At 59.4% G+C, this 23,897-nt stretch carries 19 protein-coding genes, 1 pseudogene and 1 riboswitch; of the genes and pseudogenes, 7 read left to right on the forward strand and 13 right to left on the reverse strand.

The genetic code is table 11. From position 1 onward, the window contains the following. Positions 1-49 precede the first annotated feature (49 nt). Positions 50-1,087, reverse strand: coding sequence for a ribonucleotide-diphosphate reductase subunit beta (locus AB4Y89_RS17860; protein WP_442302296.1), 1,038 nt, complete (start codon positions 1,085-1,087; stop codon positions 50-52). Positions 1,088-1,155: 68 nt separating this feature from the next. Then, complete coding sequence (locus AB4Y89_RS17865; protein ID WP_442302297.1) at positions 1,156-3,609, reverse strand: ribonucleoside-diphosphate reductase subunit alpha; 2,454 nt, start codon at positions 3,607-3,609, stop codon at positions 1,156-1,158. Positions 3,610-3,741: 132 nt separating this feature from the next. Further along, a riboswitch (adenosylcobalamin-variant (AdoCbl-variant) riboswitch) is annotated at positions 3,742-3,818 on the reverse strand. Positions 3,819-3,986: 168 nt separating this feature from the next. Here AB4Y89_RS17865 and AB4Y89_RS17870 point away from each other — a divergent pair. After that, complete coding sequence (locus AB4Y89_RS17870) at positions 3,987-4,979, forward strand: transaldolase (protein ID WP_442302298.1); 993 nt, start codon at positions 3,987-3,989, stop codon at positions 4,977-4,979. 357 nt (positions 4,980-5,336) lie between these two features. Here AB4Y89_RS17870 and AB4Y89_RS17875 read toward each other — a convergent pair whose 3' ends face one another. Beyond that, positions 5,337-6,149, reverse strand: coding sequence for a GNAT family N-acetyltransferase (locus AB4Y89_RS17875; protein WP_442302299.1), 813 nt, complete (start codon positions 6,147-6,149; stop codon positions 5,337-5,339). A gap of 68 nt (positions 6,150-6,217) precedes the next feature. Between AB4Y89_RS17875 and AB4Y89_RS17880 the strand changes: the two genes are divergently transcribed. Together AB4Y89_RS17880 and shc are read left to right on the forward strand one after the other, a co-directional pair. Continuing rightward, positions 6,218-6,820: a TetR/AcrR family transcriptional regulator gene (locus AB4Y89_RS17880; RefSeq protein ID WP_442302300.1), complete on the forward strand. Its 603-nt coding sequence runs from the start codon at positions 6,218-6,220 to the stop codon at positions 6,818-6,820. Beyond that, entirely contained in the window at positions 6,820-8,814 is a 1,995-nt protein-coding gene (shc, locus tag AB4Y89_RS17885) for a squalene--hopene cyclase (RefSeq protein ID WP_442302301.1), read from the forward strand. The genes AB4Y89_RS17880 and shc overlap by 1 nt, the downstream gene beginning before the upstream one ends. Before the next feature lie 23 nt (positions 8,815-8,837). On the opposite strand, the gene AB4Y89_RS17890 is transcribed toward shc, so the two are convergent. Genes AB4Y89_RS17890 through AB4Y89_RS17900 form a run of 3 tightly spaced genes read right to left on the reverse strand, consistent with a single transcriptional unit; the run spans position 8,838 to position 10,695 of the window. Beyond that, the gene (locus AB4Y89_RS17890) at positions 8,838-9,266 is read right to left on the reverse strand and encodes a GNAT family N-acetyltransferase (protein ID WP_442302302.1); all 429 of its coding nucleotides are present in this window, start codon (positions 9,264-9,266) and stop codon (positions 8,838-8,840) included. Positions 9,267-9,279: 13 nt separating this feature from the next. Continuing rightward, positions 9,280-9,855 (reverse strand): thioredoxin family protein, encoded by a 576-nt coding sequence (locus AB4Y89_RS17895; protein WP_442302303.1) that lies wholly within the window; start codon positions 9,853-9,855, stop codon positions 9,280-9,282. Positions 9,856-9,864: 9 nt separating this feature from the next. Beyond that, positions 9,865-10,695, reverse strand: coding sequence for a putative bifunctional diguanylate cyclase/phosphodiesterase (locus AB4Y89_RS17900; RefSeq protein WP_442302304.1), 831 nt, complete (start codon positions 10,693-10,695; stop codon positions 9,865-9,867). A 126-nt stretch (positions 10,696-10,821) separates the two neighbouring features. Here AB4Y89_RS17900 and AB4Y89_RS17905 point away from each other — a divergent pair, with 126 nt between their 5' ends. Beyond that, positions 10,822-11,769, forward strand: coding sequence for a small ribosomal subunit Rsm22 family protein (locus AB4Y89_RS17905; protein ID WP_442302305.1), 948 nt, complete (start codon positions 10,822-10,824; stop codon positions 11,767-11,769). 362 nt (positions 11,770-12,131) lie between these two features. On the opposite strand, the gene AB4Y89_RS17910 is transcribed toward AB4Y89_RS17905, so the two are convergent. From AB4Y89_RS17910 to AB4Y89_RS17930, 5 genes are all read right to left on the reverse strand, one after another. Then, on the reverse strand, positions 12,132-13,772 hold the full coding sequence (locus tag AB4Y89_RS17910) for an amidase (RefSeq protein WP_442302306.1): 1,641 nt from the start codon (positions 13,770-13,772) through the stop codon (positions 12,132-12,134). 14 nt (positions 13,773-13,786) lie between these two features. Then, positions 13,787-14,776, reverse strand: coding sequence for a transglutaminase family protein (locus tag AB4Y89_RS17915; RefSeq protein WP_442302307.1), 990 nt, complete (start codon positions 14,774-14,776; stop codon positions 13,787-13,789). Between the two features lie 20 nt (positions 14,777-14,796). Next, the gene (locus tag AB4Y89_RS17920) at positions 14,797-15,786 is read right to left on the reverse strand and encodes an alpha-E domain-containing protein (protein WP_442302308.1); all 990 of its coding nucleotides are present in this window, start codon (positions 15,784-15,786) and stop codon (positions 14,797-14,799) included. Between the two features lie 9 nt (positions 15,787-15,795). Further along, positions 15,796-17,259, reverse strand: coding sequence for a circularly permuted type 2 ATP-grasp protein (locus tag AB4Y89_RS17925; RefSeq protein ID WP_442302309.1), 1,464 nt, complete (start codon positions 17,257-17,259; stop codon positions 15,796-15,798). 94 nt (positions 17,260-17,353) lie between these two features. Continuing rightward, the gene (locus tag AB4Y89_RS17930) at positions 17,354-18,235 is read right to left on the reverse strand and encodes a hypothetical protein (RefSeq protein ID WP_442302310.1); all 882 of its coding nucleotides are present in this window, start codon (positions 18,233-18,235) and stop codon (positions 17,354-17,356) included. A gap of 97 nt (positions 18,236-18,332) precedes the next feature. On the opposite strand from AB4Y89_RS17930, the gene AB4Y89_RS17935 reads away from it, so the two are divergent. Both AB4Y89_RS17935 and AB4Y89_RS17940 read left to right on the forward strand, forming a co-directional pair. Then, positions 18,333-19,655, forward strand: coding sequence for a zinc dependent phospholipase C family protein (locus AB4Y89_RS17935; RefSeq protein ID WP_442302311.1), 1,323 nt, complete (start codon positions 18,333-18,335; stop codon positions 19,653-19,655). Positions 19,656-19,829: 174 nt separating this feature from the next. Beyond that, entirely contained in the window at positions 19,830-21,596 is a 1,767-nt protein-coding gene (locus AB4Y89_RS17940) for a glycoside hydrolase family 13 protein (RefSeq protein ID WP_442302312.1), read from the forward strand. A gap of 83 nt (positions 21,597-21,679) precedes the next feature. Here the strand turns inward: AB4Y89_RS17940 and AB4Y89_RS17945 are convergent, their stop codons facing one another. Then, entirely contained in the window at positions 21,680-22,855 is a 1,176-nt protein-coding gene (locus AB4Y89_RS17945; RefSeq protein ID WP_442302313.1) for a glycosyltransferase, read from the reverse strand. Between the two features lie 45 nt (positions 22,856-22,900). Between AB4Y89_RS17945 and AB4Y89_RS17950 the strand changes: the two genes are divergently transcribed. After that, complete coding sequence (locus AB4Y89_RS17950; RefSeq protein WP_442302314.1) at positions 22,901-23,476, forward strand: hypothetical protein; 576 nt, start codon at positions 22,901-22,903, stop codon at positions 23,474-23,476. A gap of 274 nt (positions 23,477-23,750) precedes the next feature. On the opposite strand, the pseudogene AB4Y89_RS17955 reads toward AB4Y89_RS17950, so the two are convergent. Further along, positions 23,751-23,897, reverse strand: a pseudogene (locus AB4Y89_RS17955) (IS5-like element ISAs34 family transposase); the annotation flags it as partial.

The raw sequence follows: 23,897 nt of genomic DNA on the forward strand, positions 1-23,897 counted from the left end.
GAGAGGGCCTACGATTCAACCATTCAACTATCCAACCATTCAACTGTTTTTAAAAATCCTCATGGCTGAAGTCGACCTCTCCTGCTACGGCGACCTGGTAAGCGGAGACGCGGCGCTCGAAGAAGTTGGTCAGCTCCTGCACGTCTTGCAGCTCCATGAAGGCGAAGGGATTCTTGCTGCCGAAGATCGGCTGCATGCCCAGACGGGAGACGCGTGAGTCGGCGACGTACTCGAGGTACTGGCGCATATCGCGTACGCTCAGGCCGGCGACACCCCCGGAGAGCAGGTCTTCCGCGAACTGTAGCTCAGAGTTGACCGCGTCCTTCAGCATCTCGACGATGTCCTGCTCCAGTTGTGCATCCCAGAGATCCGGCTGCTGGCTGCGGACGACGTTGACGACCTCGAAGGCAAACTCGAGGTGCGCGCTCTCATCGCGGAATACCCAATTGGTGCCTGATGCAAGGCCGTGCAGGAGTCCCTTGGAGCGCAGGAAGTAGACATACGCAAACGCGGCGAAGAAGAACAGACCTTCAATGCAGGAGGCGAAGCAGATCAGGTTCAGAAGGAACTGGCGGCGGTGCTGTATGGTCTCCAGGTGATCGAGCTTCTGGATGGAGTCCATCCAGCGCATGCAGAACTCGGCCTTCTTGTGGATGGAAGGAATATTCTCGACGGCGGAGAAGGCGGCGGCGCGCTCATCGGGATCGGGGATGTAGTTGTCCAGCAGCGTGAGATAGAACTGCACGTGCACGGCCTCTTCAAACAATTGGCGCGAGAGATAGAGGCGCGCTTCGGGCGAGTTGATGTGCTTGTAGAGATTCAGCACCAGGTTGTTGGAGACGATGGCGTCACCGGTGGCGAAGAAGGCGACCAGGCGCTGGATGAGGTGGATTTCGGCCGGGGAGAGCTTGCTGCGTAGATCGACCAGGTCGGTGGAGAAGTCGACCTCTTCCACGGTCCAGGTGTTCTTGATACCGTCGCGGAACATGTCGTAGAAGACCGGGTAGCGCATGGGGCGCAGGGTCAGGCAGAGACCGGGATCGAGGATATGTTCGGGAACTTCAACGGAAGACGGAGACGAAGACATAGGTAGACTCCTTCGAGTACAGGGCCAGTCCTTCCTGTATCAGAGAAGGACTGGCTGGATGGATGGGGTTACTGGCAGGCTTCGCAGCTCTCGGGATTCTCGAGCGAGCAGGAGATGGCCTCAGAGGGCGTGTAGGTTGTAGTAGCAGCGGCAGGTGCTGCTGCCGGAGCAGTCTGCCGCGCGCTGGAGCCCTGGATGGTGGTCTTGGCGATACGCGTCGCCGGGCGCGAGCGCAGGTAGTAGGTGGTCTTGATGCCGTTCTTCCAGGCGTACATGTACATCGACGACAGCTTGCCGATGTTGGGGCTCTCGGCGAAGAGATTCAGGCTCTGCGACTGGTCGATGTAGGCTCCACGATCGCGCGCCATATCGATCAGCGAGCGCATGGGGACCTCCCATACAGTGCGGTAGACCAGCTTCAGATCGTCCGGGAGCTCGTCGATGCCCTGTACGGAGCCTTCGCTCAGCTTCAGACGCTGCCGCATCTCTTCGTTCCACAGGCCGCGGTCCTTCAGGTCGTTCACCAGGTACTTGTTCACCTGCAGGAACTCGCCCGATAGCGTCTCGCGCTTGAAGAGGTTGGAGATCTGCGGCTCGATGCACTCGTAGCAACCGACAATCGACGCGATGGTGGCCGTCGGAGCGATGGCGATCAGCAACGAGTTGCGAACGCCGAATTGCTTGATGCGCTCACGCAGCGCGTCCCAGCGGGCGGTATCTTCCGGAACGATATTCCAGAGATCGAACTGCAGCTTGCCCTCGGCGAGGCGGCTCTGCGCGAAGGCCTCGTGAGCGCCGAAACGCTCGGCGAGCTGATTGCTGGCTACGAGAGCGTGATAGTAGATCTCTTCCTGAATCTTGCGCGAGAGCTCACGAGCCTCGGGTGAGTCAAAGGCGATCTTCATCTGGAAGAAGACGTCCTGCAGTCCCATCAGACCCAGGCCTACTGGACGCCACTTGGCGTTAGACTTTGCTGCTGGCTCGACCGGGTAATAGTTGATGTCGATCACGCGATCGAGCATCGGTACAGCGATACGAACCGTCTCGGCCAGCTTGGCGAAGTCAAACTTGGCCTCCGGAGTGAGGTACAGCGCCAGGTTGATAGAGCCTAGATTGCAGACGGCCGTTTCATCCTTGCTGCTCACCTCGGTGATCTCGGTGCACAGGTTCGAGAGATGCACGGTGTTGCCTGGGACGCCGGTCTGGTTGCACTTCAGGTTGCAGGCGTCCTTGAAGGTCATCCAGCCATTGCCGGTCTCGGCCAGCGTACGCATCATGCGGGCATAGAGATCGCGAGCCTTTACCTGGCGGCGGTACTTCTTGTCGGCCTCGGCCTGTTCGTAGGCGGCCTTGAAGGCATCGCCGAAGGTGTCGGGAAGTTGTGGAACATCCTTCGGATCGAAGAGTGACCATATGCCATCGGCATCCACGCGCTCCATGAAGAGGTCGGGGATCCAGTTGGCGGTGTTCAGATTGTAGGTACGGCGGGCGTGGTCACCGGTGTTGTCGCGCAGCTCCAGGAACTGTTCGATGTCGGCGTGCCAGGGCTCGAGGTAGACGCAGCAGGCGCCCTTACGCTTGCCGCCCTGGTTGACGGCGGCGACAGAAGAGTCCAGTGTGCGCAGCCACGGCACAATGCCGTTGCTCAGGCCGTTGGTGGCGCGGATCAGCGAGCCTTCGCTGCGGACGCGGTGGAAAGCGAGACCGATGCCGCCGGAGAACTTCGAGAGCATCGCGACCGACTTGTAGGCGTCGTAGATCGACTCCAGCGAGTCCGAGGGAGAGTCGTGCAAATAGCAGCTCGACATCTGCGGATGCTTGGTGCCGGAGTTGAACAGCGTCGGTGAAGACGGCATGTACTCGTGCGAGGCCATCAGGCGATAGAACTCAATCGCCTCCGCCGGTGTGCCGGCAAGGCCGCAGGAGACGCGCAGGAAGAAGTATTGCGGTGTTTCGATGACGCTGCGCGAGATTGGATCGCGCAGGAGATAGCGGTCATATACAGTGCGCAGGCCGAAGTACTCGAAACGGTCGCTGAACTCGTCATCGATGGCGTGATTCAGCTTGCGCGCATGCGTATTCACGAACTCGGCAACGGCGTTGTTTACTACCCCCTCGGCGTTTCCATACGCGATGGACTGCGAGAAGGAGTGCAGGTTCTGATTGGCGACCTCTTTGTGAATCGTTGCCAGCAGCAGGCGTGCCGCCAGGCGGGAGTACTGCGGCTCCTCGGCGATCAGTGCCGCGGCGGTATCGATGGAGATCTTGTCCAGCTCCCGTGTGGTTGCGCCATCGTACAGGCCGCCGATGGTCTTGGATGCGACACGGATCGCATCGACTCCATTCAGTCCCTGGGCGCAGCGCTGTACCGCGCGCACGATCTTGTTGACGTCGACCGGTTCCAGCGAGCCGTTGCGCTTGCGCACATGCATGACCGCGGTTTCCGAGGCAGGTGCGGGAAAACCGGGATGCATATCATGCAGCGTAGCCTGCGAAATGGGATGGTTGGAGAGGGTGGCCATCGCTCAGAAGCTCCTTGTCACCGGCCTCTGCGGACGTGGCGGGGAGGAGGGCTGTCAGGGTGCCAGCACGAGAAAGGCACCTGAGCCGCTGACCACGCCGTTCCCTCCGCGGGGACGATGATTTGCGTATTCCTCACGGCAGGTGCTCGGACTTTAACCGTTGCGGGACAGTGCCGGGTTTCCACCGGTCTTTCCCTGCACATCGTGAAGTTCCTCCACAGTAGCTTGCGATGGATTAGAAAGCAACCCAAGATATTGCGGTCGATGTGGAAATGTAGGTGAGGCAATGGATTTTAGCGGAAGAGCAATGTACTGGTAGGACCACACCTGCTATTCCTTTGGAAGGTGTAGTCTTAAAGTGCGAGGAGAACTTTCCAATGGCGACCCTTTTGGAGCAGCTCAAGCAGTACACAACCGTCGTAGCCGACACCGGCGATATGCAGTCGATGGAGAAATTTAAGCCGACTGACGCCACCACTAACCCGTCCCTGATCACTGCCGCGGCCAACATGCCCGCCTATTCGCACATTGTGGACGAAGTGCTGAAGGAAGCCAAGCAGAAGGCCGGCGCCAACGCCGACGATAAGGCGATTGCCGCCGAAGCCTTCAAGACGCTTGCCGTCGCCTTCGGCAGGAAGATTCTTGAGATCGTTCCCGGCCGCGTATCGACCGAGGTGGACGCTCGCCTCTCCTACGACAAAGAGAAGACGATCGCTGTCGCCCACGACATCATCAAGCAGTACGAAGATGCCGGCATTGGCCGCGAACGCATCCTGATCAAGATCGCCTCCACCTGGGAAGGCATCAAGGCCGCTGAGGAGTTGGAGAAGGAAGGCATCCACTGCAACCTGACGCTGCTCTTCGGTCTCCACCAGGCCATCGCCTGCGCCGAAGCGAAGGTCACGCTGATCTCCCCGTTCGTTGGCCGGATCCTCGACTGGTACAAGAAGGACACCGGCAAGGACTACACCGGCGCCGATGACCCCGGCGTACAGTCGGTCACCCGCATCTACAACTACTACAAGAAGTTCGGTTACAAGACTCAGGTGATGGGCGCCAGCTTCCGCAACATCGGCGAGATCATTGAGCTGGCCGGAAGCGACCTTTTGACCATCTCGCCCAAGCTGCTCGAAGAGCTGGACTCCAAGGACGCTCCGCTTGAGAAGAAGCTGGACGCCGAGAAGGCCAAGGCCGAGGACATCGAGAAGATCTCGATCGATCAGGCCACCTTCGAGAAGATGCACGCCGAGGACCGCATGGCCCACGACAAGCTGAAGGAAGGCATCGAGGGCTTCTCCAAGGCGCTCGAAGAACTGGAAGCTCTGCTCGAGAAGCGTCTCAAGGAAATCGCCGAGCCGGTCACCGCGTAAGCGTGATCAAGAAACAGGAAACGCTCCCTTCGGGGAGCGTTTCGCTTTTAGGAGTGAATTCTATACGAGAGGCTTGAGGTGCGACGTGACCTCAGCGGCTAAAGCCGCGTTATTTGCCTGACTATTACGGCACGGCTGGAAGCCGTGCCCTTAAGCAAAACAAAAATCATCCTCAAGCCTTGGATCTCGCGATGGAGGAACGTCCGCTGAGTTCCAATACATATTTGTAGTGCCGCCTTAGACTTCGTTTCTCCGTTCGCGCAACGCGCGAATGCCTTGCTTAAGGGCACGGCTTTTAGCCGTGCCACATCAGAGCTGAACGATGTGCGGCTTTAGCCGCTGAGGGCTTTAAGAAAATTAACCAACTGCCGGTGGTACAAGCTGCCACTTCGTCCTCGTATAAGCGATACGGAAACCATTGCGTTCAGCATTACGCTGCGAGGTGCTGCCGGGCTCAGCCACCATCATGAACAGATCGCATCCCTGCGCACAGGCATGACGCATACGTGCATTGAGCAGCGCCGATTGAGCGCTACGCCGTCGCAGCGCGGGCAAAGTTGCAGAGCCGGCAAAGAGCGCTACACCGCCGTGCACATGCAGCACCGCCGTCGCCGCCGGCTCGCCATCGATGATGGCCAGAAAGCAGTGGGTATTCTCCCGGTTGGTCGAGATCTTTCCCATATCCAGCAGGAACTCACGAAACTCCGGATGGTCCGCCGACCAGGCATCCGCTCCGACGCGGCCCCAGAGCTCGGCCTCGTCCTGCTTCACAATGCGCACATCGACCACTGCCGGGATCTCGGGGCAATGTGCGGGCTGATACATCACACTGCTCATCTCGATCGGCTGATAGCGGCGTTTGCAGAGCCGTCGGTGCAGCGCGAGACCGGCTAGCGGTGAGACCTCGTGATTGGCGGCAGCACCGCGTGAGAAGAAGAACTCCTCCAACGCTTCGAGGCTCTTTTCGTGGCTATCCGGACTTGTGATGCCCAGGCCGAAGGTCTGGGTCAGTGGAGAGTCAGGCCCATCGAAGACCGCAATGGCGCCATGCGCCGCGTCCCAGGCGGTGCTGCTCTCGGGGTTCAGGCGTTTGCGGGTATGGGCGAAATCCAGGCAGGCATGGCCTTCGGCGAGCTCCAGCCGATGGGCGAGAGATAGGTCAGCAAACATTCGCTCCAGCATAGAGGCTTACGGATAAAAGGTTTACTGTACCGTCTGGACGGTATACTGATTCCGAGATGAGCAAGCGGGACACAATCCTTAAAAGTGCCGAGACGCTGATTCGCAAAGAGGGCTCACAGCAGTTGACCCTCGACCGCGTTGCCGAGAAGGCCAATGTCAGCAAAGGTGGTCTGCTGTATCACTTTCCCTCCAAAGAAGAGCTGGTCGCCGGACTGGTGGCGCGCACCATCGAGTACTTCGATCGCGATCTCGCGACAGCCAAGGCAGAGCTTCCTGACAGACCCGGGCGCAACACGCTGGCTTTTGTTCTGGCGTCACTCGAAGGCCGCTGGGCGCTGGATGCGGGCCTCTCCCCAGAGCGTCTGGACGTTTTTGCTTCGGCGATTGCCGCTGCCTCCACGGATATGAAGCTCGTCGAACCCATGCGTCAGGCTTACGCGCGCTGGCAGGCGTTACTGGAGAACGACGGCATTGATCCCATTACCGCGACGATCGTGCGGCTGGCGGTAGATGGCCTTTGGTTTACCGAGATGTTCGGCTTCGATGACGCCATCTGTACCGGCGAGCGCCGGGCACAGATTATGACGCGATTGAAAGAGATGTGTAACGCGGAACCGCAGCCGACATCCGAGCGTAAGAGCAGGAGAGGGAAGGCCTGATGAGAGAGCAGTTCGGCAGCGCCGCTCCAGCCATCGTAAGCGTCGGTAGTCTTGAATTAGAGCAACAAAGCGAAGAGCTTAGTCAGCAGAGCATCGCCCAGCTGGAGCAGCAGTTGTCGTTGACGGCCGAGGCTCTGCTGCGGAAGCAGCATGTCGACGGCTACTGGTGTGGCGACCTCACCGCAGACTCCACACTGGCCTCCGATTACGTGTTGCTGCAGCTATGGCTCTTCCCACCGAAGGAGGGCGGCGCGTGGACTCCCCCGCGCGCCCAGCGTACAGCGAAGCTCATCCGTTATCTGAAGGCCTGCCAGCTAGCCGACGGCGGATGGAATCTCTTCGCCCAGGGCGAAGCCGATGTGAATGCTACGGTGAAGGCCTATACCGCACTCAAGATCATGGGTGAAGAGGTGGGCTCGCCGTGTATGCGCACCGCTCGCGAGCGCATTCTGGAGATTGGCGGGCTGCAGGCATGCAACAGCTACACGAAGATCAACCTGAGTCTCTTCGGTCTCTTCCCTCGTGAGTTCGTGCCGACCGTGCCGGCAGAGATCATGATCGTGCCCGGCAGCTTTCTCTACGAGATGTCGTCGTGGACGCGCACTATCATCGTGCCGCTCTCCATCATTCAGGGATTGGGTGCCCAGCGTACGGCTCCCTTCGGTATGACGCTGCAGGAGCTGATCTATCCCGGCTCGCCGATCACGATGCCGCGCAAGGATCTCACCTCCGAGCTCTTTCTTCATGCCGACAAACTGCTCAAGCATTGGGAGCGCCGCGGTGTGCAGAAGATCCGCGGCCGTGCCATTGCAGCCGCCGAGCGATGGATGCTGGAACATCTGCAGCATTCCGAAGGGCTGGGCGCCATCTATCCCTCGATGATGTACGCCATCATGGCCATGGATTCTCTTGGCTATGAGCGCGACCAGCCCGACATGATCGAGGCGATCCGCCACTTCGATGATCTGCTGCTGGAGCGCGAAGACTCCATCGAGTTTCAGCCCTGTAAATCGCCGGTGTGGGATACCGCCATTGCTGCTTTCGCTCTTGGCGAGACCGGGGATATCGACCCCGATGCAATGACGCGCGCGGCCGACTGGTTGCTGCGTAAAGAGGTGAGGCGCAAGGGCGACTGGTCGGCGAAGCGTCCGAACCTTCGTCCCAGCGGATGGGCCTTCGAGTTCGCCAACGACTTCTATCCCGATATCGATGACACGGCGATGGTGCTGCTCGCGCTGCAGCATATCCGCGCCTCCAATCCCGAGCGCCAGGCACGTGCGGAGCAACGCGCGATCGACTGGCTTCTCGGCATGCAATCGGCAGACGGAGGATGGGCCGCCTTCGATGTCGATAACGACTGGCAACTGCTGAACAAGGTTCCTTTCGCCGATCACAATGCCATGCTCGACCCCACCTGTGCCGATATCACCGGCCGCGTGTTGGAGGCTCTGAGTAAGCGCGGTCTCGGGCCGAAGCATCCCGCAATCGTAAAGGGAGTGCAGTACCTGCTCAGCTCACAGGAACAGAATGGAAGCTGGTACGGACGCTGGGGCGTGAACTACGTCTACGGCACCTTCCTGGCGATGCGCGGTCTGATTGCCACTGGAGACGCCCGTGCGCATAGCGCAGTCGAAAAGGCGGCACGGTGGCTGCTGTCAGTGCAGAACGAGGATGGCGGCTGGGGTGAGAGCTGTGTCAGCTACGAGGTCGACCGCTTTGTTGCTGCACAGAGCACGCCCACCCAAACAGCATGGGCCCTGGTGGGATTGATGGCTTGCGGGAAAACCCGCTCATCGCAAGTGCAGAAGGGCGTGCAGTGGCTGCTGGATAATCAGCGAGCCGATGGTGATTGGGATGAAGCTCTGACAACGGGTACTGGTTTCCCCAATGTCTTCTATCTCAGCTATCACCTGTACCGGATGTACTTCCCGGCATTAGCACTGGCGACTTATCGCAAAGAACTCACGCGCCCTGCGCTGAGTGTTCAGTTCTAATCTCGGATGTAGCGGTCTCCGATCTACAGATCTTTCTCGAAGAGGTATGAGGTCTTCGTGCGCCGGTAGCCGTCACGTTCGTAGAAGGCATGTGCCCGTTCGCGTGTAGAACGCGAGGTCAGCATCATTGTCTTCAGGCCCTGCCGTCTCGCCCACTCTTCCGCATGGCGACATAGCAGCGCGCCGACACCTTTGCCACGGACGCTCTCGCTGACCACCAGGCCATCGATGCGGCCTTTGGGTGCCGTGTGCAGGTGCATCTCAGTGGAGAGATCGATGTATCCCGCAACCTGGTCTCCATCGCGGGCGACAAAGACAGCGCGTCCCGGCACCTTTGCCTGGCGCGCGATGCGTTCCGCGATCTCAGTAGGTGTAGTGGAATAGCCCAGCTCGCCTGCGAGCCGGGCTAGCTCGGTTGCGTCGTCTTCGGTGACAGGTCGGATCGTGATCATCGCCGAGCTGTCTTTACTTGGCCTTCCACTTGATGCTGCAGCCAATCGAGAACTTCTGGTTCGGGTCAGGGCGCTTGCCTGCCAGTACCATATCGATCGCCGCGCGCAGGTCCTTGCCGGTTACCGGAAGATCGTTGCCAAAGTCCTTCCGCCGCGGGCGGCTATCGTCCAGTTGACCGCGATAGACCAGCTTCTGGTCGGCATCGAAGAGGAAGAGGTCGGGCGTGCAGGCTGCGTCATAGCTGCGAGCGACCTCCTGCATTTCGTCATAGAGATAGGGGAAGGTCCAGCCATTGAGGCTGGCCTGCTCCTTCATGTGTTCGGGACTGTCTTCGGGGTACTGGCTGACGTCGTTGGCATTGATCGCCACGATGCCGATCTTGCCTTGATAGTCCTTGCCGATACGGCCCAGCTCTGCCTCGATATGTTTGACATACGGGCAATGCGGGCAGACGAACATCACCAGCAGGCCTTTGGCGTCTGCGCCAACATCATCGCGGCCAACGGCTTTGCCGGTGATTACATCGGTAAGCTCAAACGGCGGGGCAACTGTGCCCAGCGCCACCATGGTGGACGGAGTTCGGGACATGCGGCGATTTTACGCCGTTTGCTGGGTTGGTTCCGCCAGCAGCCAGCGCTCAATCGCTACGGCCGGCATGGGACGAGCGAAGTAGAAGCCCTGGCCGAGATGGCATCCCATCTCGAGCAGCATGTTCACGTGTTCCGCGGTTTCGATGCCCTCGGCAATCACCTGCAGGCGAAGCTTCTGGCCCAGAGCCACGACCGTTTTGGTCAGCGACAGACTCTGCGATTCACGATCCATGTCCGCAACCACGGTGCGATCGATCTTCACGCAGTCGAAGGGGAAGCGATGCAGGTAGCTCAACGAAGAGTAGCCCGCGCCGAAGTCATCGAGATGAATGCGGAAACCCGCATCCTTGAGCTGACGTAGCGCATTCAGGCCTGCAGCTTCTTCGTCCAGGGTGGCTTCGGTGACCTCAAGCTCGAGATCGTCCGCCTTCAGACGATGACGCTCCACGGCGGCGAGCAGCTCATCGAGCAGCAGGGGATCGTTCAACTGCCGACCCAGAAGATTGATGGAGACGCGCGTATGCGGTGTCGCAAGTCCGCTCGCCCGCCATGCGGCCAGCTGCCGCAGGGCCTGATCGGCAACCCAGTAGCCTACGGTGCGGACTTCGTTGCTGCGCTCAGCCCAGGAGAGAAAGTCGCCCGGCGAGATGGAGCCGACGATCGGGTTCTGCCAACGCAACAGGGCTTCATACCCTATGACAACGCCGGTCGCGCCTTCCGTCGGCTTCATGTCGATCTTCGGTTGAAAGTGAAGTGTCAACTCCCCGCGCTCCAGCGCCCGGGCAAGTCCACCCTTCATCGGGATATGCTCAGTATGGGGAGGATTTTCGTGTTTCATAACGTTCTTCATCGTAGGTCTCGCTAAGGGGCCCAGCAATGCAACTTTCCGGCTATTACCCTCTGGAAGAAGCTCGAAGTCCCATTTTTCAATAGGATGCAGGTACCTGCCAAGATCCGCCAAGCGGTGGAACAACAATTAGAAGGGCTTCCGCTCAAGCGGTTGCAGCAGGCGGCCGAAGTGCTCTCACAACGGTACCGCACGGAGGCACCGACTGCCAGCGCTCATTTGAGTACTGATCTGGCTGCCGCGGCCTACCTCGCCGTCCGCTTTCCCGCAACCTTCAGCGCCGTCCGCCGCGCCATGGCGGAGACGGCAGACGTATATCCGGAGTTTGCCCCGGCAACGCAGCTCGATGCCGGTAGCGGGCCCGGAACAGCCGCGCTGGCTGCCGGCGACGTGTGGCCATCGCTGCAGCAGGCTCTTCTACTTGAAGGCAGCGGTCCCATCCGCCAGGCCGGGGAGCCGTTGGTTGCGGCGTCCGGCATCGCAGCAGAGTGGCAGACTGGGGACCTGGCTTCGGTTGCAATCAACAACCGCTTCGACTTGGTGACCTGTGCGTATGTTCTTTCGGAGCTCTCCGCTCTCGCCCAGCGTCTGCTGGTTGAGCGCCTATGGTCGGCAACGGCCGGCGTGCTGTTGCTGGTAGAGCCCGGTACTCCCGCCGGATGGCAGCGAATCCTGGAGGCTCGGACCGCTCTGCTGCAGGCCGGGGCACAGATGCTTGCCCCCTGTCCGCACGCCTTCGCTTGTCCTCTCGTGAGTCCCGACTGGTGTCACTTCGCCGAAAGAGTCGAGCGCAGCCGCATGCACCGCCTGGTGAAGCAGGGGGATGTGCCATGGGAGGATGAAAAGTTCCTCTACCTGGCTGTAGGTCGCGAACGCCCAGTGGGGCACGGTTCGCGTGTGCTGATGCGTCCGAAGATCAACCGTGGTTTGATCTCATTGAAACTCTGCAATGCCGATGGATCGATGACCCAGCCTGTAATCCGGAAGCGGGATAAAAGCTATAAGCACGCTCGCAGGGTGGACTGGGGTGAAACCCTTGATTCAGTGTTGGATAGCGAACGGTAGAATCTGGTAGATTACTAACTAAGCAATGTAGTACCTCTCCTGCCCTGGTTACCAAAAATACAAAAATTTACCGGGTGCTCATCCCTCTTCCATCGCATCAAAGACACTTAGGTTTATCGCTTTATTTGCCTTGTATCCGTCTCGGTTGAAATAGAGACTTGAAGATCGGAGCACGTCCTGTATCCATGAGTAGTAGAGAATGTTCAAACTGCATCGGCGTGACGTTGGAACGTCGCCCGGCGAGCGGTTTATTTGAAATTATTGCTTCCCTTGTTGGTCTAAAGCCATGGCGTTGTCGCCGCTGTGGGCGGACTCACATGCGGTTCCAATCCAAATAAGGTTCTCCAGCAAGTCGAGATTGTCTATTCCATCGCTAGCACAGGTGGCTTCCGGTGGTGTGTCTTCTGTTCATACGCATATGCGTAGCCGAGCAGAGCACCGTCCTGCCACGCCTTGCCGCTGATCTCGAGGCCAAAGGGAAGGCCATTGTCATAAAAGCCACCGGGTACTACGACGGCGGGAACGCCGATTCGATTTACCCAGCCGGTGTTGCTGTGCGGTCCGGTGGACGGCTTCCCGTCAGGTTGCGGAGCGATCTCATCGTTCGGCGGCATCTGCAGTGCGGGATAGACCATGCCGTCCAGGTGAAGGCGTTCGAGCGTCTCGTCGTATGCAGCCAGTGCCTTTGCCTGCGGATCCCAGAAGATTTCTTTGGCCTTCGGATCATCTTCCAGACGGCGTTGCGAAGTCGCAGGCGCATTGCTACGGCCCTGACCTAAGAGAAAGCCCGGCAGCTTCTGACCGGTAGCCTGTTCGAAGGCCGCTGGGGATTTGTACTCGGTGGGTCCGAAGTCTCTCAGAAAATCTTCAAACCCTTCAGCGCGATAGGGTCCGGTGCTGATGGCACGAAGCAGGGTCTCGAAACTTGCCGGAAGAATGGTGTCGTCCTCAACGATGGTCGCTCCCGCGGCGCGTAGGCCCTCGATGGCTTTCAGAAAAGCAGCCTGTGTTTCCGGCCGAAGAGCAAGACTGCGTGTAGCGCCTGTCGAGCTGAGCGCGGTGCCCTGGTTGTTGAGGATGAAACTTGGCACACCGAAGCGTTTGCCCTTCAGCGCATCGGCTTTCAGATACTGCGTGAAGTGAGGCGTCTCCTTGGCGGCTGAGCCGGCGGTACGCTCGTCCAGCTTGTCTTCGCCTGCCATCACTTCCAGTGCGATGGCGGCATCGGTGACATTGCGCGCCAGCGGTCCGGTATCGTCCATCAGCCAGTCCAGCGGTGCGATGCCGGCAATGCTGACCAGGCCGCGTGTGGGCAGAAAGCCGACGAGCGAATCGGTCGAGGCTGGATTGCGGATGGAGTTTGAGGTATCGGTACCCTGGCCCAGAAGCGCGAGGTTCGCCGCGACGGCGGTCGCGGTTCCACCGGAGGAGCCGCCGGGAGAGTAGCGCACGTTGTAGGCGTTGCCGGTACGCCCGCCGGCGCTGCTGTTGTTGGTGTCGCTTGCGGCGAAGTCCGGCATGTTGGTGTGGCCAAGAATGACGGCGCCCGCGGATTTGAAGTGCGCCACAATCTGCGCGTCGCGCGGCGCAATCAGCTCATGCCCGGGTTGCAGGAAGCCGGTCCATCCATCGCTGGTCACGCGGCCTTCGATGCTCGTGTTGGCCTTGATGACAATGGGAACACCCCAGAGCGGCTGCGCCTTCAGCTTTGCGGCCAGCGCGGCCGGAGGCCTGGCCTCGGCATCTTCCTGGTCGGCGCGCTTCAAAGCTCCTTCGCGGTCAAGCTCGAGGATCGGCTTATATGTTGGGTTGTACTTCTCAATACGCGCGAGGTACCACTCCGTGACCTGCCGGACGGTATAAGTATGTGTGCGGTAGAGCGTATGCAGCTTCGTCACGGAGACTTCGAGCAGATCGCGGTCCATAGCCGCCGGGGTCGGTGTCGCGGCGACAACGGGCACGCTCAGCAGCGTGCAGAGGAGTGCGGCCTTTACGAAGTGCATGATGGGCTCCGTATTTACTGTTGTTGCTGCTGTGCCTGTTGAAGCTGTGTGAGGTTCACCAACGGCGGTGATGGCGGCTGTTGCGCCCTCTCCACCAGGATCGACCAATCTTCCGGCACCGGCAGCTCCTGATCGAGCAGGGGTGTACCTTCGCTCTGCGTCACGCGGACAGCGACGGTCAGCTCTGAGTTGGCAAGGCCCCGGAAGATTCCATGCGTCGGCGGCACATCAGCATAGTCACGACCGATAGCTGTGCGGATATGACGGTCACCGGCGATGAGCCAGTTGGTGGGATCGAAACCCACCCATCCGAGCTGCGGCACCAGGGCTTCGATCCACGCGTGCGTGGCCGACGCGACCGAGCGGTCATGATCTTCGTTGCCGTGAAAGAGATAGCCGGAGACGTAGCGGCAGGGAATTCGCAGCTTCGAACGTACCAGCGCGATCATGATGTGCGCGAAGTCCTGGCATACACCCATGCGATGGTTGATGGCGACGTCGATCGGCGAATCCACCTTGGTGGACTTGGGCTTGTAGTCGAAGTACTTATAGAGCCGCTCATTCAGCTCATGCAGTACCAGCAGCGGATCGTCGCGGCGCGTCACTTCCAGGTTTTCCGCAAGCTCGTCCAGCGCCGGCGTCGGTATCGCAAATTCGCTGGGGAAGAGCATCTCCCAGTAGTCGCCCTGCTCGATCAGATAATCGAGCTCCTTCCATGCATCCGGCGCGAGAAATGCAGGCACTTGCGGTATCGGGGCGATCTCCACCAGAGACTCAGCGACAATCACAAGCTGCGTGTGTTGCCCGGGAATATCGAAGTGATGGACGTTGTTGGCCAGATGATCGCGGTAGCTGAAGACGCGGCAGCGCGGTGTGACTGAGAGCTGAAAGTTGAGGCAGCGCTGGTTGGAGTCCGAGCGCGGATGCATCCGCGTCTCCATGATGGACTCGCTTACCGGGTCGCTGTAGAGGAACTTCGTCAGATGGCGGACTGAATAGTACATCGCGTTTCCTTCTTTTTCCCTTAGCCCGCCAGTGCGGTTTGAATCGAGTAATCGATGTACAGCTCGTAGATTGCGGAATGGATGTCGCGGCATTCCCGCAGAATGTCCTGCAGGTAACCTACGACATCTCCTCGCAGAATCTCCTCGACGCTGGAGTAGCGCAGGCTTGCCTGCAGGCGGCCCGCAAGCCGTGTGAGGTTTTCAGTGCGTGACTTGCCGCTCTCTCGCTGAATCGCATCCAGTGCGCTGACCAGGCTTTCGATCGAGAAGCGGAGCGAATGTGGAAAGTTCTCATCGAGCAGCAGAAACTCAAGGATGCGCTCGGGTGTGAGGTCGGCGGTGTAGACCTTGCAATACGCCTCAAAGGCCGTGGCGCTACGCAGCAGCCCCATGTACTCGAGGTATTCGTTGCCTTCGGGAATGCGTTCCGGATGCTTCCACAGATCGTGGTGATATGCCTCCAACAGCATGGCGGTGGCGGAGGCGCGTTCGATGTAGCGGCCTACCTGGATGAAATGCCATCCCTCGCCATGTGACATAGTGGAGTCGGTCACGCCCTGGAACTGATGGACGGCTTCCATTACGGACTGCAGAAACTCGCCCGGTTCCTGGGCTCCGTTCAGCAGGGCTTCGGCATGCATATCGCTGTGCATCTCAGGCCGGGTGACGGCGAGATAGAGAGAGTTGAGCCGATGCCACATCTCGGTGGAGATTTGCTCGCGGACGTGGCGCGCATTCTCTCGCGCCGCGATGATGCAGGAGAGCACTGAGATGCGGTTGGTTATATCGAAGGTAAGGGCGTGCGAAAGCTTGTACGGATCGTCGTCGTCCCATGCCTCTCCCGCCGGGCGGCCGAGAGCCGCCACCATGCGCTGCCAGCGATGATCGGCGCCTGAAGAAGACTCATCGAGCATGAGATTGAGATTCACATCGAGCAGACGTGTGGTGTGCTCAGCGCGCTCGAGGTAACGGCTCATCCAGTAGAGACTGTCTGCAACGCGGGATAGCATGATCTCTCCTTAGCTCAACACCCAGGTGTCTTTGCTGCCGCCGCCCTGCGACGAGTTGACGACAAGCGATCCTTTACGCAACGCCACGCGTGTCAGGCCGCCGGGGACGATGCTGACCTTATCGCCGTAGAGCACATACGGGCGCAGATCCACGTGGCGCGGCTCGAGCTGATCGTCGAACATACATGGAGCGCGGGAGAAGCTGATCGTCGGTTGGCCGATGTAATTCCGGGGGTCGGCCTCGATGCGCCGCGCGAACTCCTCGCGCTGCGCCGCGGTGGATTGCGGCCCCACCAGCATGCCGTAGCCTCCGCTTTCGCCAACGGCCTTGACGACAAACTTGTCCAGGTTGGCGAGCACATGTTTGCGCTCCTTCTCGCGGGCGCAGAGAAAGGTCTCCACATTCTTCAGCACCGGCTCTTCGCTCAGGTAGTACTTGATGATGTCGGGAACGTAGGCATAGAGCGCTTTGTCGTCAGCCACGCCGGTGCCGAAGGCATTTGCGAGGGTTACGTTGCCGGCGCGATAGGCATTGAACAGACCGGCGACACCGAGGATGGAATCACCCCGAAAGGCCAGCGGATCGATGAAGTCATCGTCCACGCGGCGGTAGATCACATCGACACGGCGCAGACCAGAGGTTGTCCGCATATAGACGACGTTGTCGTGGGTGACCAGGTCGCGGCCTTCCACCAGTTCAATGCCCATCTGGCGCGCGAGGTAGGCGTGCTCGTAGTAGGCGGAGTTGAAGACGCCTGGCGTCAGCAGCACGATATTTGGCTCAGGACGGCCTTCAGGCGCCAGTGAACGCAGTGTGCCCAGCAGCAACTGCGTGTACTGCTCGATCGGGCGTACGTTATAGCTGCGGAAGAGCTGCGGGAAGATACGCTTCATCACGCGCCGGTTGGTGAGCATATAGCTCACGCCCGAGGGGACGCGCAGATTGTCTTCCAGAACGACGAACTCCCCGTTCTCCAGGCGGATGAGGTCGGTGCCGGTGACCGCGATATAGATATTGCGCGGCACCTGCAGACCCACCATCTGGCGGCGGAACTGCTTGCAGGAGTAGACGACCTCGCGCGGCACAATGCCATCGGCCAGGATGCGTCCCTCGTGGTAAATATCGCGCAGAAAGAGATTCAGCGCGGTAATCCGCTGCGTCAGGCCGCGTTCCACCGTTGCCCACTCCTGCGCCGTAATGACCCGAGGCAGAAGGTCATACGGGAAGATGCGCTCGGTGCCTTCCTCTCGGCCGTAGACCGTGAAGGTGATGCCCTGGTTCAGAAAGGAAAGATCGGCAGCCTGTTTGCGGCGCTGCAGCTCGGCGTGTGGGAGAGACGTAAAGTGATTCAGCAATAACTGGTAATGAGGATGCAGCGCCTCGGGCGAGGCGAACATCTCGTCGTAGGCGTTGTCCAGAAGGTAGTTCTGGAGCGCCGTCATCTTGAACTGGCTGGTCTGAAGTGTACCCATCTGGAAACTGTGGTTTGAGTATAGAGGCCGCGGCATCGCAGTCAAACTGCAAATGCCGCGGCCGGTTCACTCCCCACCGCAGTTTCCGTGGGATTTACTGCCGTGCGGCGACGGCAAGTGTCATCTGCGAGCCGCTGTCGACGTGCACGTTCTGTCCGCTAGCGGCCACAGTGCCGGAATTGGAGGCATCGGCAGCGCCGGAGAGCATCACGCCCGGAATCGCTGTCTGAACGGCTCCGTTTGCTCCAACGGTTCCAGCGCCGGAGACCTGGCCGGCCGTTGAGCCTACAGCCTCTCCGGCTCCATTAGCCGCGCCGCCGACTGTATTCGTCGCACCGCCTACCGTCTGGCCGGCACGGTTCACGGTGTTCGTTGTTGCCCCACGCACTCCGCCCACGGTATTGCCGACCACACCGCCGGCCGAGGGAGCAGCTCCACCGCCACCCGAGGGGTCAGGAGCCGGTGCAGGCGCTGCCATGCCGGGATCAGCATTGCCGCCGGTCTGGCTCATCTGGTACTGAGACATCAGGGATGGCTTCAGATCGCGTACGACGGCGTAGATGGGGATGGTATTGCCTTCTTTGGTTTTGGCCTGATCGAAGAGCAATGTCACAGAACCCGTACCCGCCTGTTTGGTGTAGGCGGCAGCATCGGTGACGTGGCCGATCAAGGTCGTACCCTTGGGGAGGGTGGTGCCGTTGTTCAAGACCGCCGCCGACTTGGTGACGGCTGTCACCTGATCGCCCTGCTTCGCTTTCTTGGAATCGAGGCTCGATTTCAGTTCCGCATCAAGGTTAGTGGCCTGTACTGCCTGGGCCGTAGTATTGTTGCTCCTCTGTGCACCCTGCACCTGGGTTTGTGTGCCCTGTTGAACCTGGGTGCTGGTGCCCTGGCTTCCTACGCTATTTGGTGCGGTCTGTTGTGCGACAGCCACCGCGGAAACGAGGAAAAGGGCCGGGAGAATCGTGGAAGACATAGTTCACCTCCGATCTCATAAGACACATGCTCCTCAGGCTGGTGTTGCCTGCGATGCGCCTTTTCCGGAATCTGCATCTTATGTCATGAAAAACGTCATGGCTCTTCGATCCTTCCAGGGGTTTATCCGCGTTGTGTGTTTGTCGTTGTTGCTTCCATTTCTAGGCGCAACTGCGGCAAATGCTTACAGTGTGTTGTCGCATGAGGAAGTCGTCGACATGGCATGGACACCCTATCTGGTCCCCCTGCTGCAGGCCCGCTACCCCGGGCTGACAGCCGATCAACTGCGGGAAGCACACTCCTATGCCTACGGAGGCTGTTTAATCCAGGATCTGGGCTACTACCCATTTGGGAACAAGTTCTATTCGGACATGCTCCATTACGTCAGGACAGGCGCCTTCGTTGAGGCTTTGTTACACGATGCTTCCAATGCGGATGAGCTGGCGTTTGCACTGGGAGCGCTGGCGCACTATACGGCCGATGCGGTGGGCCATCCTTATATCAACCGGCTGACCGCGGAAGAAAATCCAAAGCTGAAAAAGAAGTATGGAGATGTGGTGACCTACGAACAGGCCAAGGTCGCGCATGTCCGTACGGAGTTTGGTTTCGACGTTGTAGAGGTTGCGCATGGCCGCTACTCCCAGGACAACTACCGTGACTTCATCGGCTTTCAGGTTGCGAAGCCGTTGCTCGACCGTGCTTTTGAAGAGACCTATGGAATGAAGCTCAAGGACCTGTTGCACGATGAAGACCATGCCATTACCACCTATCGCAACGCGGTCTCAGAGCTCATCCCAAAGATGACGGTCGTCGCCGCGACCGCCTATGCGAAGCAGATTGAGAAGGAGAATCCGGGCTTCAACAAACGCAAGTTCATCTATCGGCTTCGGCGCACGGAGTTCGAAAAGTCGTGGGGGCGCGATTACTCGAAGCCGAGCTTCGGAACCCGCTTTCTGGCTTTTCTGGTGAAGCTGCTGCCGAAGATCGGTCCCCTGAAGGTGCTAAAGCCGACGATTCCCAACGCGACACAGCAGGATGGCTACATCAAAAGCGTGAATCAGACCGTCGACCGCTATGGCGAGTATCTGAAGCAGCTTGCATCCGGCAATGGCCAAGCCGATAAGGCAGAGATCTCCACTGTTGCACTGGCGTTGGGCGGTGCGAATCTCGACACTGGCGATCTAATGCGGCTCGGGCAATATCGCCTGTCCGATCAGACCCATGAGCGGCTGTTGCACGAATATCTGAAACCGAACGCCGAGCCCGTGCCCCCAACCGTTCTGGAACACCTGGTGCACTTTTATGCCGACGCTCCTGCCGGCGAGAACCATGTGACGCAAAAGGATATGGACCGCATTCACCTCCAGCTTGCAACCCTTCAGCAGCGGATGGCAGCCGGGCAGGCTAAGGTATCGAATTGATTTCCCATAACCACGCGACGCGTGCAGATTGCGTCCAACAAAAGTAAGGTTGAATAGCTAGAGCAATTCTCCTAATACTGTGGTGTTGGAGAAATCTGTGGATGCCGTTTTCTTCGGAGGAAAACGGCGCAGACTGCAAGACACTTCGCTCTACACCTTTAGGAGAACTGCTCTATGGTCTTCCTTCGCCGCATGTTGGCAGTCGCTGCGCTGGCGTCTTCCCTGAGCGCAGGTGCGCAGATGTTGTCCCGTCCTGGCTGGGCGGGCTCGGGCATGTCTTCCGATCCATGGTGGCAGCATGCTGTCATCTATGAGATCTATCCCCGCAGCTTCCAGGATTCCAACGGCGACGGCATTGGTGATCTGAAGGGGATTACGCAGCGGCTGGATTACTTGCAATCACTTGGAGTAGACGCCATCTGGCTCACTCCTATCTATCCCTCCCCGCAGGTCGATTTCGGCTACGACATCTCGGACTATACGGCCATCGATCCGCAGTACGGCACCATGGAGGACTTCGACAACCTGGTGCAGGAGGCAAGCCGCCGCAATATCCGTGTCCTGATGGATCTGGTGCTCAACCACACCTCCGATAAGCACGCGTGGTTTGTGGAATCGGCATCGAGCAAGGACAACCCAAAGCGTGACTGGTACGTGTGGCGCGATGGCAAAGGAGCGGGTGCCGACGGCAAGCCCGCACCGCCGAACAACTGGCAGAGCCTCTTCGGTCACTCGGCCTGGCAATACGACGAGAAGACCGGACAGTTTTACTACCACTGCTTCTATCCGCAACAGCCTGACCTGAACTGGCGTAACGCGGCAGTGAGGCAGGCGATGTTCGATGTGGCGCGTTTCTGGCTCAATCGTGGCGTCGCCGGCTTCCGGCTCGATGCCATCGATACCTTGCTCGAAGACCCATCGCTGGCTGATGCGAAGGAGTCTCCGGGAACGAATGCCTTCGGAGACCCCAACGTCGACCACTCGCCGCAGATGGGGTTGCCGGAGATACACGGCATGCTGCGGGAGTTGCGCTCTGTGATCAACAATGCACCGGGGCAGCGTCTTCTGGTCGGTGAGATCTACACGAAGAGTGCCGCAGAACTCGCCGGTTGGTATGGCGCAAAGAACGACGAGCTGCAACTGCCCATGGATACAGGCGTGGGCTTCACCAACAAGCTGGATGTCACTGCCTTCCGCGAGAAGCTGGAGGCGGCGCAGACACAGCTCCACGGCAACGCGCCTTTGCTGGTCTTCGACAATCACGACAATCCGCGTAGTTGGGATCGCTATGGAGATGGCCAACACAACAAAGAGATTGCACGTGTGCTGGCGACGATTCTGCTGACCTCGCGCTCCGCATCGCTGCTGTATTACGGGCAGGAGCTCGGCATGGTCACAGCAACACCGGAACGTAAAGAGGATGTAAAAGATCCGATCGGCGTTCTTGGTTGGCCAAAAGAGAAGGGCCGCGACGGCGAGCGGACTCCAATGCAGTGGGATGGCGGAGCGGAAGCCGGCTTCAGCAAAGCGGCAAAGACCTGGCTGCCGATTCCGACGTCGTCGATGACGGTGAACGTCGAGGCCGAGCAGAAAGACGACCGATCGCTGCTGAAGTGGTACGAGCAGTTGATTGCGCTACGACGCAGCCGGCGCGCCATGCGCGAAGGCCAGCAGATCTTCTTGAACCACGATGCAGACAACGCGCTCGTCTGGGTTCGCAAACATCAGGGAGTAACTGCCACCTCACCGGCAGTCGTAGTGGCCTGCAACTTCTCTGATAAACCGGTCACGCTGCATCTGAAGAGCGAGATCGCGAAGCTCGGTCTCCGCGGCCAGTTCCTGCGCAGCCTGATGCGCAGCGACTACGGCATGGGACCAATGAACCTCGATGCCGTCAAGCTGGAGCCGTACGGCGTGTATATCGGGGAAATTCATTATTAGTTGAATGGTTGATTGGTTGAATAGTTGAATGGTGATGCTGCGGTGAGGCGAAGTCTTATAGCTCACCCAGAACTACCATTCGACTATTCAACTATTCCACCATTCAACTTGCCATAAGCGTCGTACACTCGCTCAAACACCGCATCCCAGCTGCAATGCAAGGCATACTCGCGTGCCGCAAGGCGCATACGGGCCAGGGTGGTGGGCTCGCGTAGAAGGCGTTCGATGGCGTCAGGGAAACCTTCATCGGTGGCGATGTAGCCGGTCTCGTCGTTACGCACGATGTACTTGGGGCCGCCGTCCGGTGTGACGACAGCGGGTACTCCGCTGGCGAGTGCTTCCAGCACGACGTTGCCGAAGGTGTCGGTATGCGACGGGAAGACCATCACATCCATGTCGGCGTAGGCGGTGGCAAGGGCTGCGCCCTTCAGGACGCCGGGAAACTCGGCCCGGGGCAGGGCGGCTTTGAGCAGAGCGTCTTCTGAGCCATGACCGATGACCAGGAACCGGAAGTTGGTGATGCCCCGTGATTCGAGGGCGCGCTGAATGACGGGCAGCAGTGCAACGTTCTTCTCCACGGAGAGCCGGCCGACGAAGCCGAGAACAAACTCTTTGTCGTCGAGCGGACGGGTGCGATATGCGGGAGAGAAGGTAGCGGTCTCCACCCCCCGTTGCATCAGGTGACAGGGCTTGCCGGTGGCGTTGGTGAGCAGCGTGCACAGCTCATCGTTGGGCGCGAAGAGGACCTTGGCCAGGCGATAGAACCGGGCCGTGGCGTTCAATGCCGCGTCTTGTACCGTACGTTCGGTCGCTTCTTTGGCGCGGGGAGAGAAGAAACGCGTCAGCCATTCAGCACGGCGGGCAGCATATTCGTGCACGTTGGTGTGCCAGCTTGCCGCCAGCGGAATGCCCATTCGCCAGGCGAAGATGGCGCCGAGGATGCCCTGTTCGCTGGGACCGGTGATGTGGATGATGTCGGGGCGGAAGGTCTCCAGCCGTAGCCGCACCGTGCGCATATGGCGCAGGAAGAGGGTATCGAAGGCCAGGTCGCGTTCCATGGGAACGGAAGCGAAGCTGCGCCGCAGCTCCAGCGTCTGCACGCTGCCGTGCTCTTCAAAAGCAATCTCCCGCGATCCGGCGCGGACACACAGAAAGGGAAGTTGGTGACGTTCGGCAAAGGCCTGGAAGTTGCGGCTGGTATGGGCGACGCCATTGACTTCATGAAAAGAGTCCGGAAAATAGGCGACGCGCTGCCTCATGCAAGCTAGCGTAACAGTCCTCCGTCTATGCTGTGTGTAGCCTGCATGATCACGGAATCTTCAGCGCCACCCTCCACCACGCTTCACGGCGCCCTGGTGGATATTCTCCGCAACCCCGGCCAGCACCTCCTCAGGGAGTGGAACTGGAAGGCAGCTCTCTTCAGTGCAGCGCTACGCGCGCCCATCTTCTTTATCTCTGACCATCACGCCGCCGCCGGCCAGGCGCTCGGCGCCATGCTGACCGAAGCTGTATTTGCCGCTGGATTGGGCGGTTTTCTTGGCTCCATCATTCAACGTCTGCGCGATGCCCGCCCACTCTGGGCCACGGCGTTGATCATGCTGGTGGCGATTCCCGCAGCGCTCGTCGGCGTGCAGTATGTGGTGCACACCTGGGTCTCACCCCAGAAGATTCGCGGCAGCCTGGTTGCCAGTTTTCTGCTGGCCGCGCTGTCGACCGGCTTCAACTGGTTCGCGATGGAACAGGGAGCGATCCTCACGGATGGCCAGGCCGACTCGCTCGGAGCTGACCTGCAGCACATCCCCCTCATTATTTACCGGTTTTTAATGGCGGGGCCTAGGGCGCTGTTTGGGAACAGGTTGAATAGTTCAATAGTTGAATAGCGCCAGGGGCATCGAAGGCGAACCTCGGACGGGTGCCCCATCCATTGCGTAGCAATGGGGGGGGATATCTCGCGAAGCGAGATCGCTTCTCTCACTTTGGTTACGGACAGAAAAGTATGGGGTAGAGAAGCGGATTTCTCCGCTTCCTCTGGTCGCTACGAAATGACAAACAAAAAGACGGTTCGAGCTTCGCTCGAATATCCCACTCACGCTTTTGCGTGAATGGGGCACCCAGCGTTGTGGCTCCCGCGCTTGTCGATAGGCCAACTAGCAACTAGGGTGTATCGACAAATTGCTGGAGGTGTAACCACGAGCATGCGAGGGCGACGGTAGCAGCGAAGCAAGCAGCGTATTTGCAGTATCTTGTGGCGAACCTTCTGAACTGTTTGAGTCTGTTGAAGCATCGTTCGATGCGGTTTCT

Source organism: Terriglobus sp. 2YAB30_2, from assembly GCF_052114765.1.
In the GTDB taxonomy this organism is placed as follows: Bacteria; Acidobacteriota; Terriglobia; order Terriglobales; family Acidobacteriaceae; genus Terriglobus.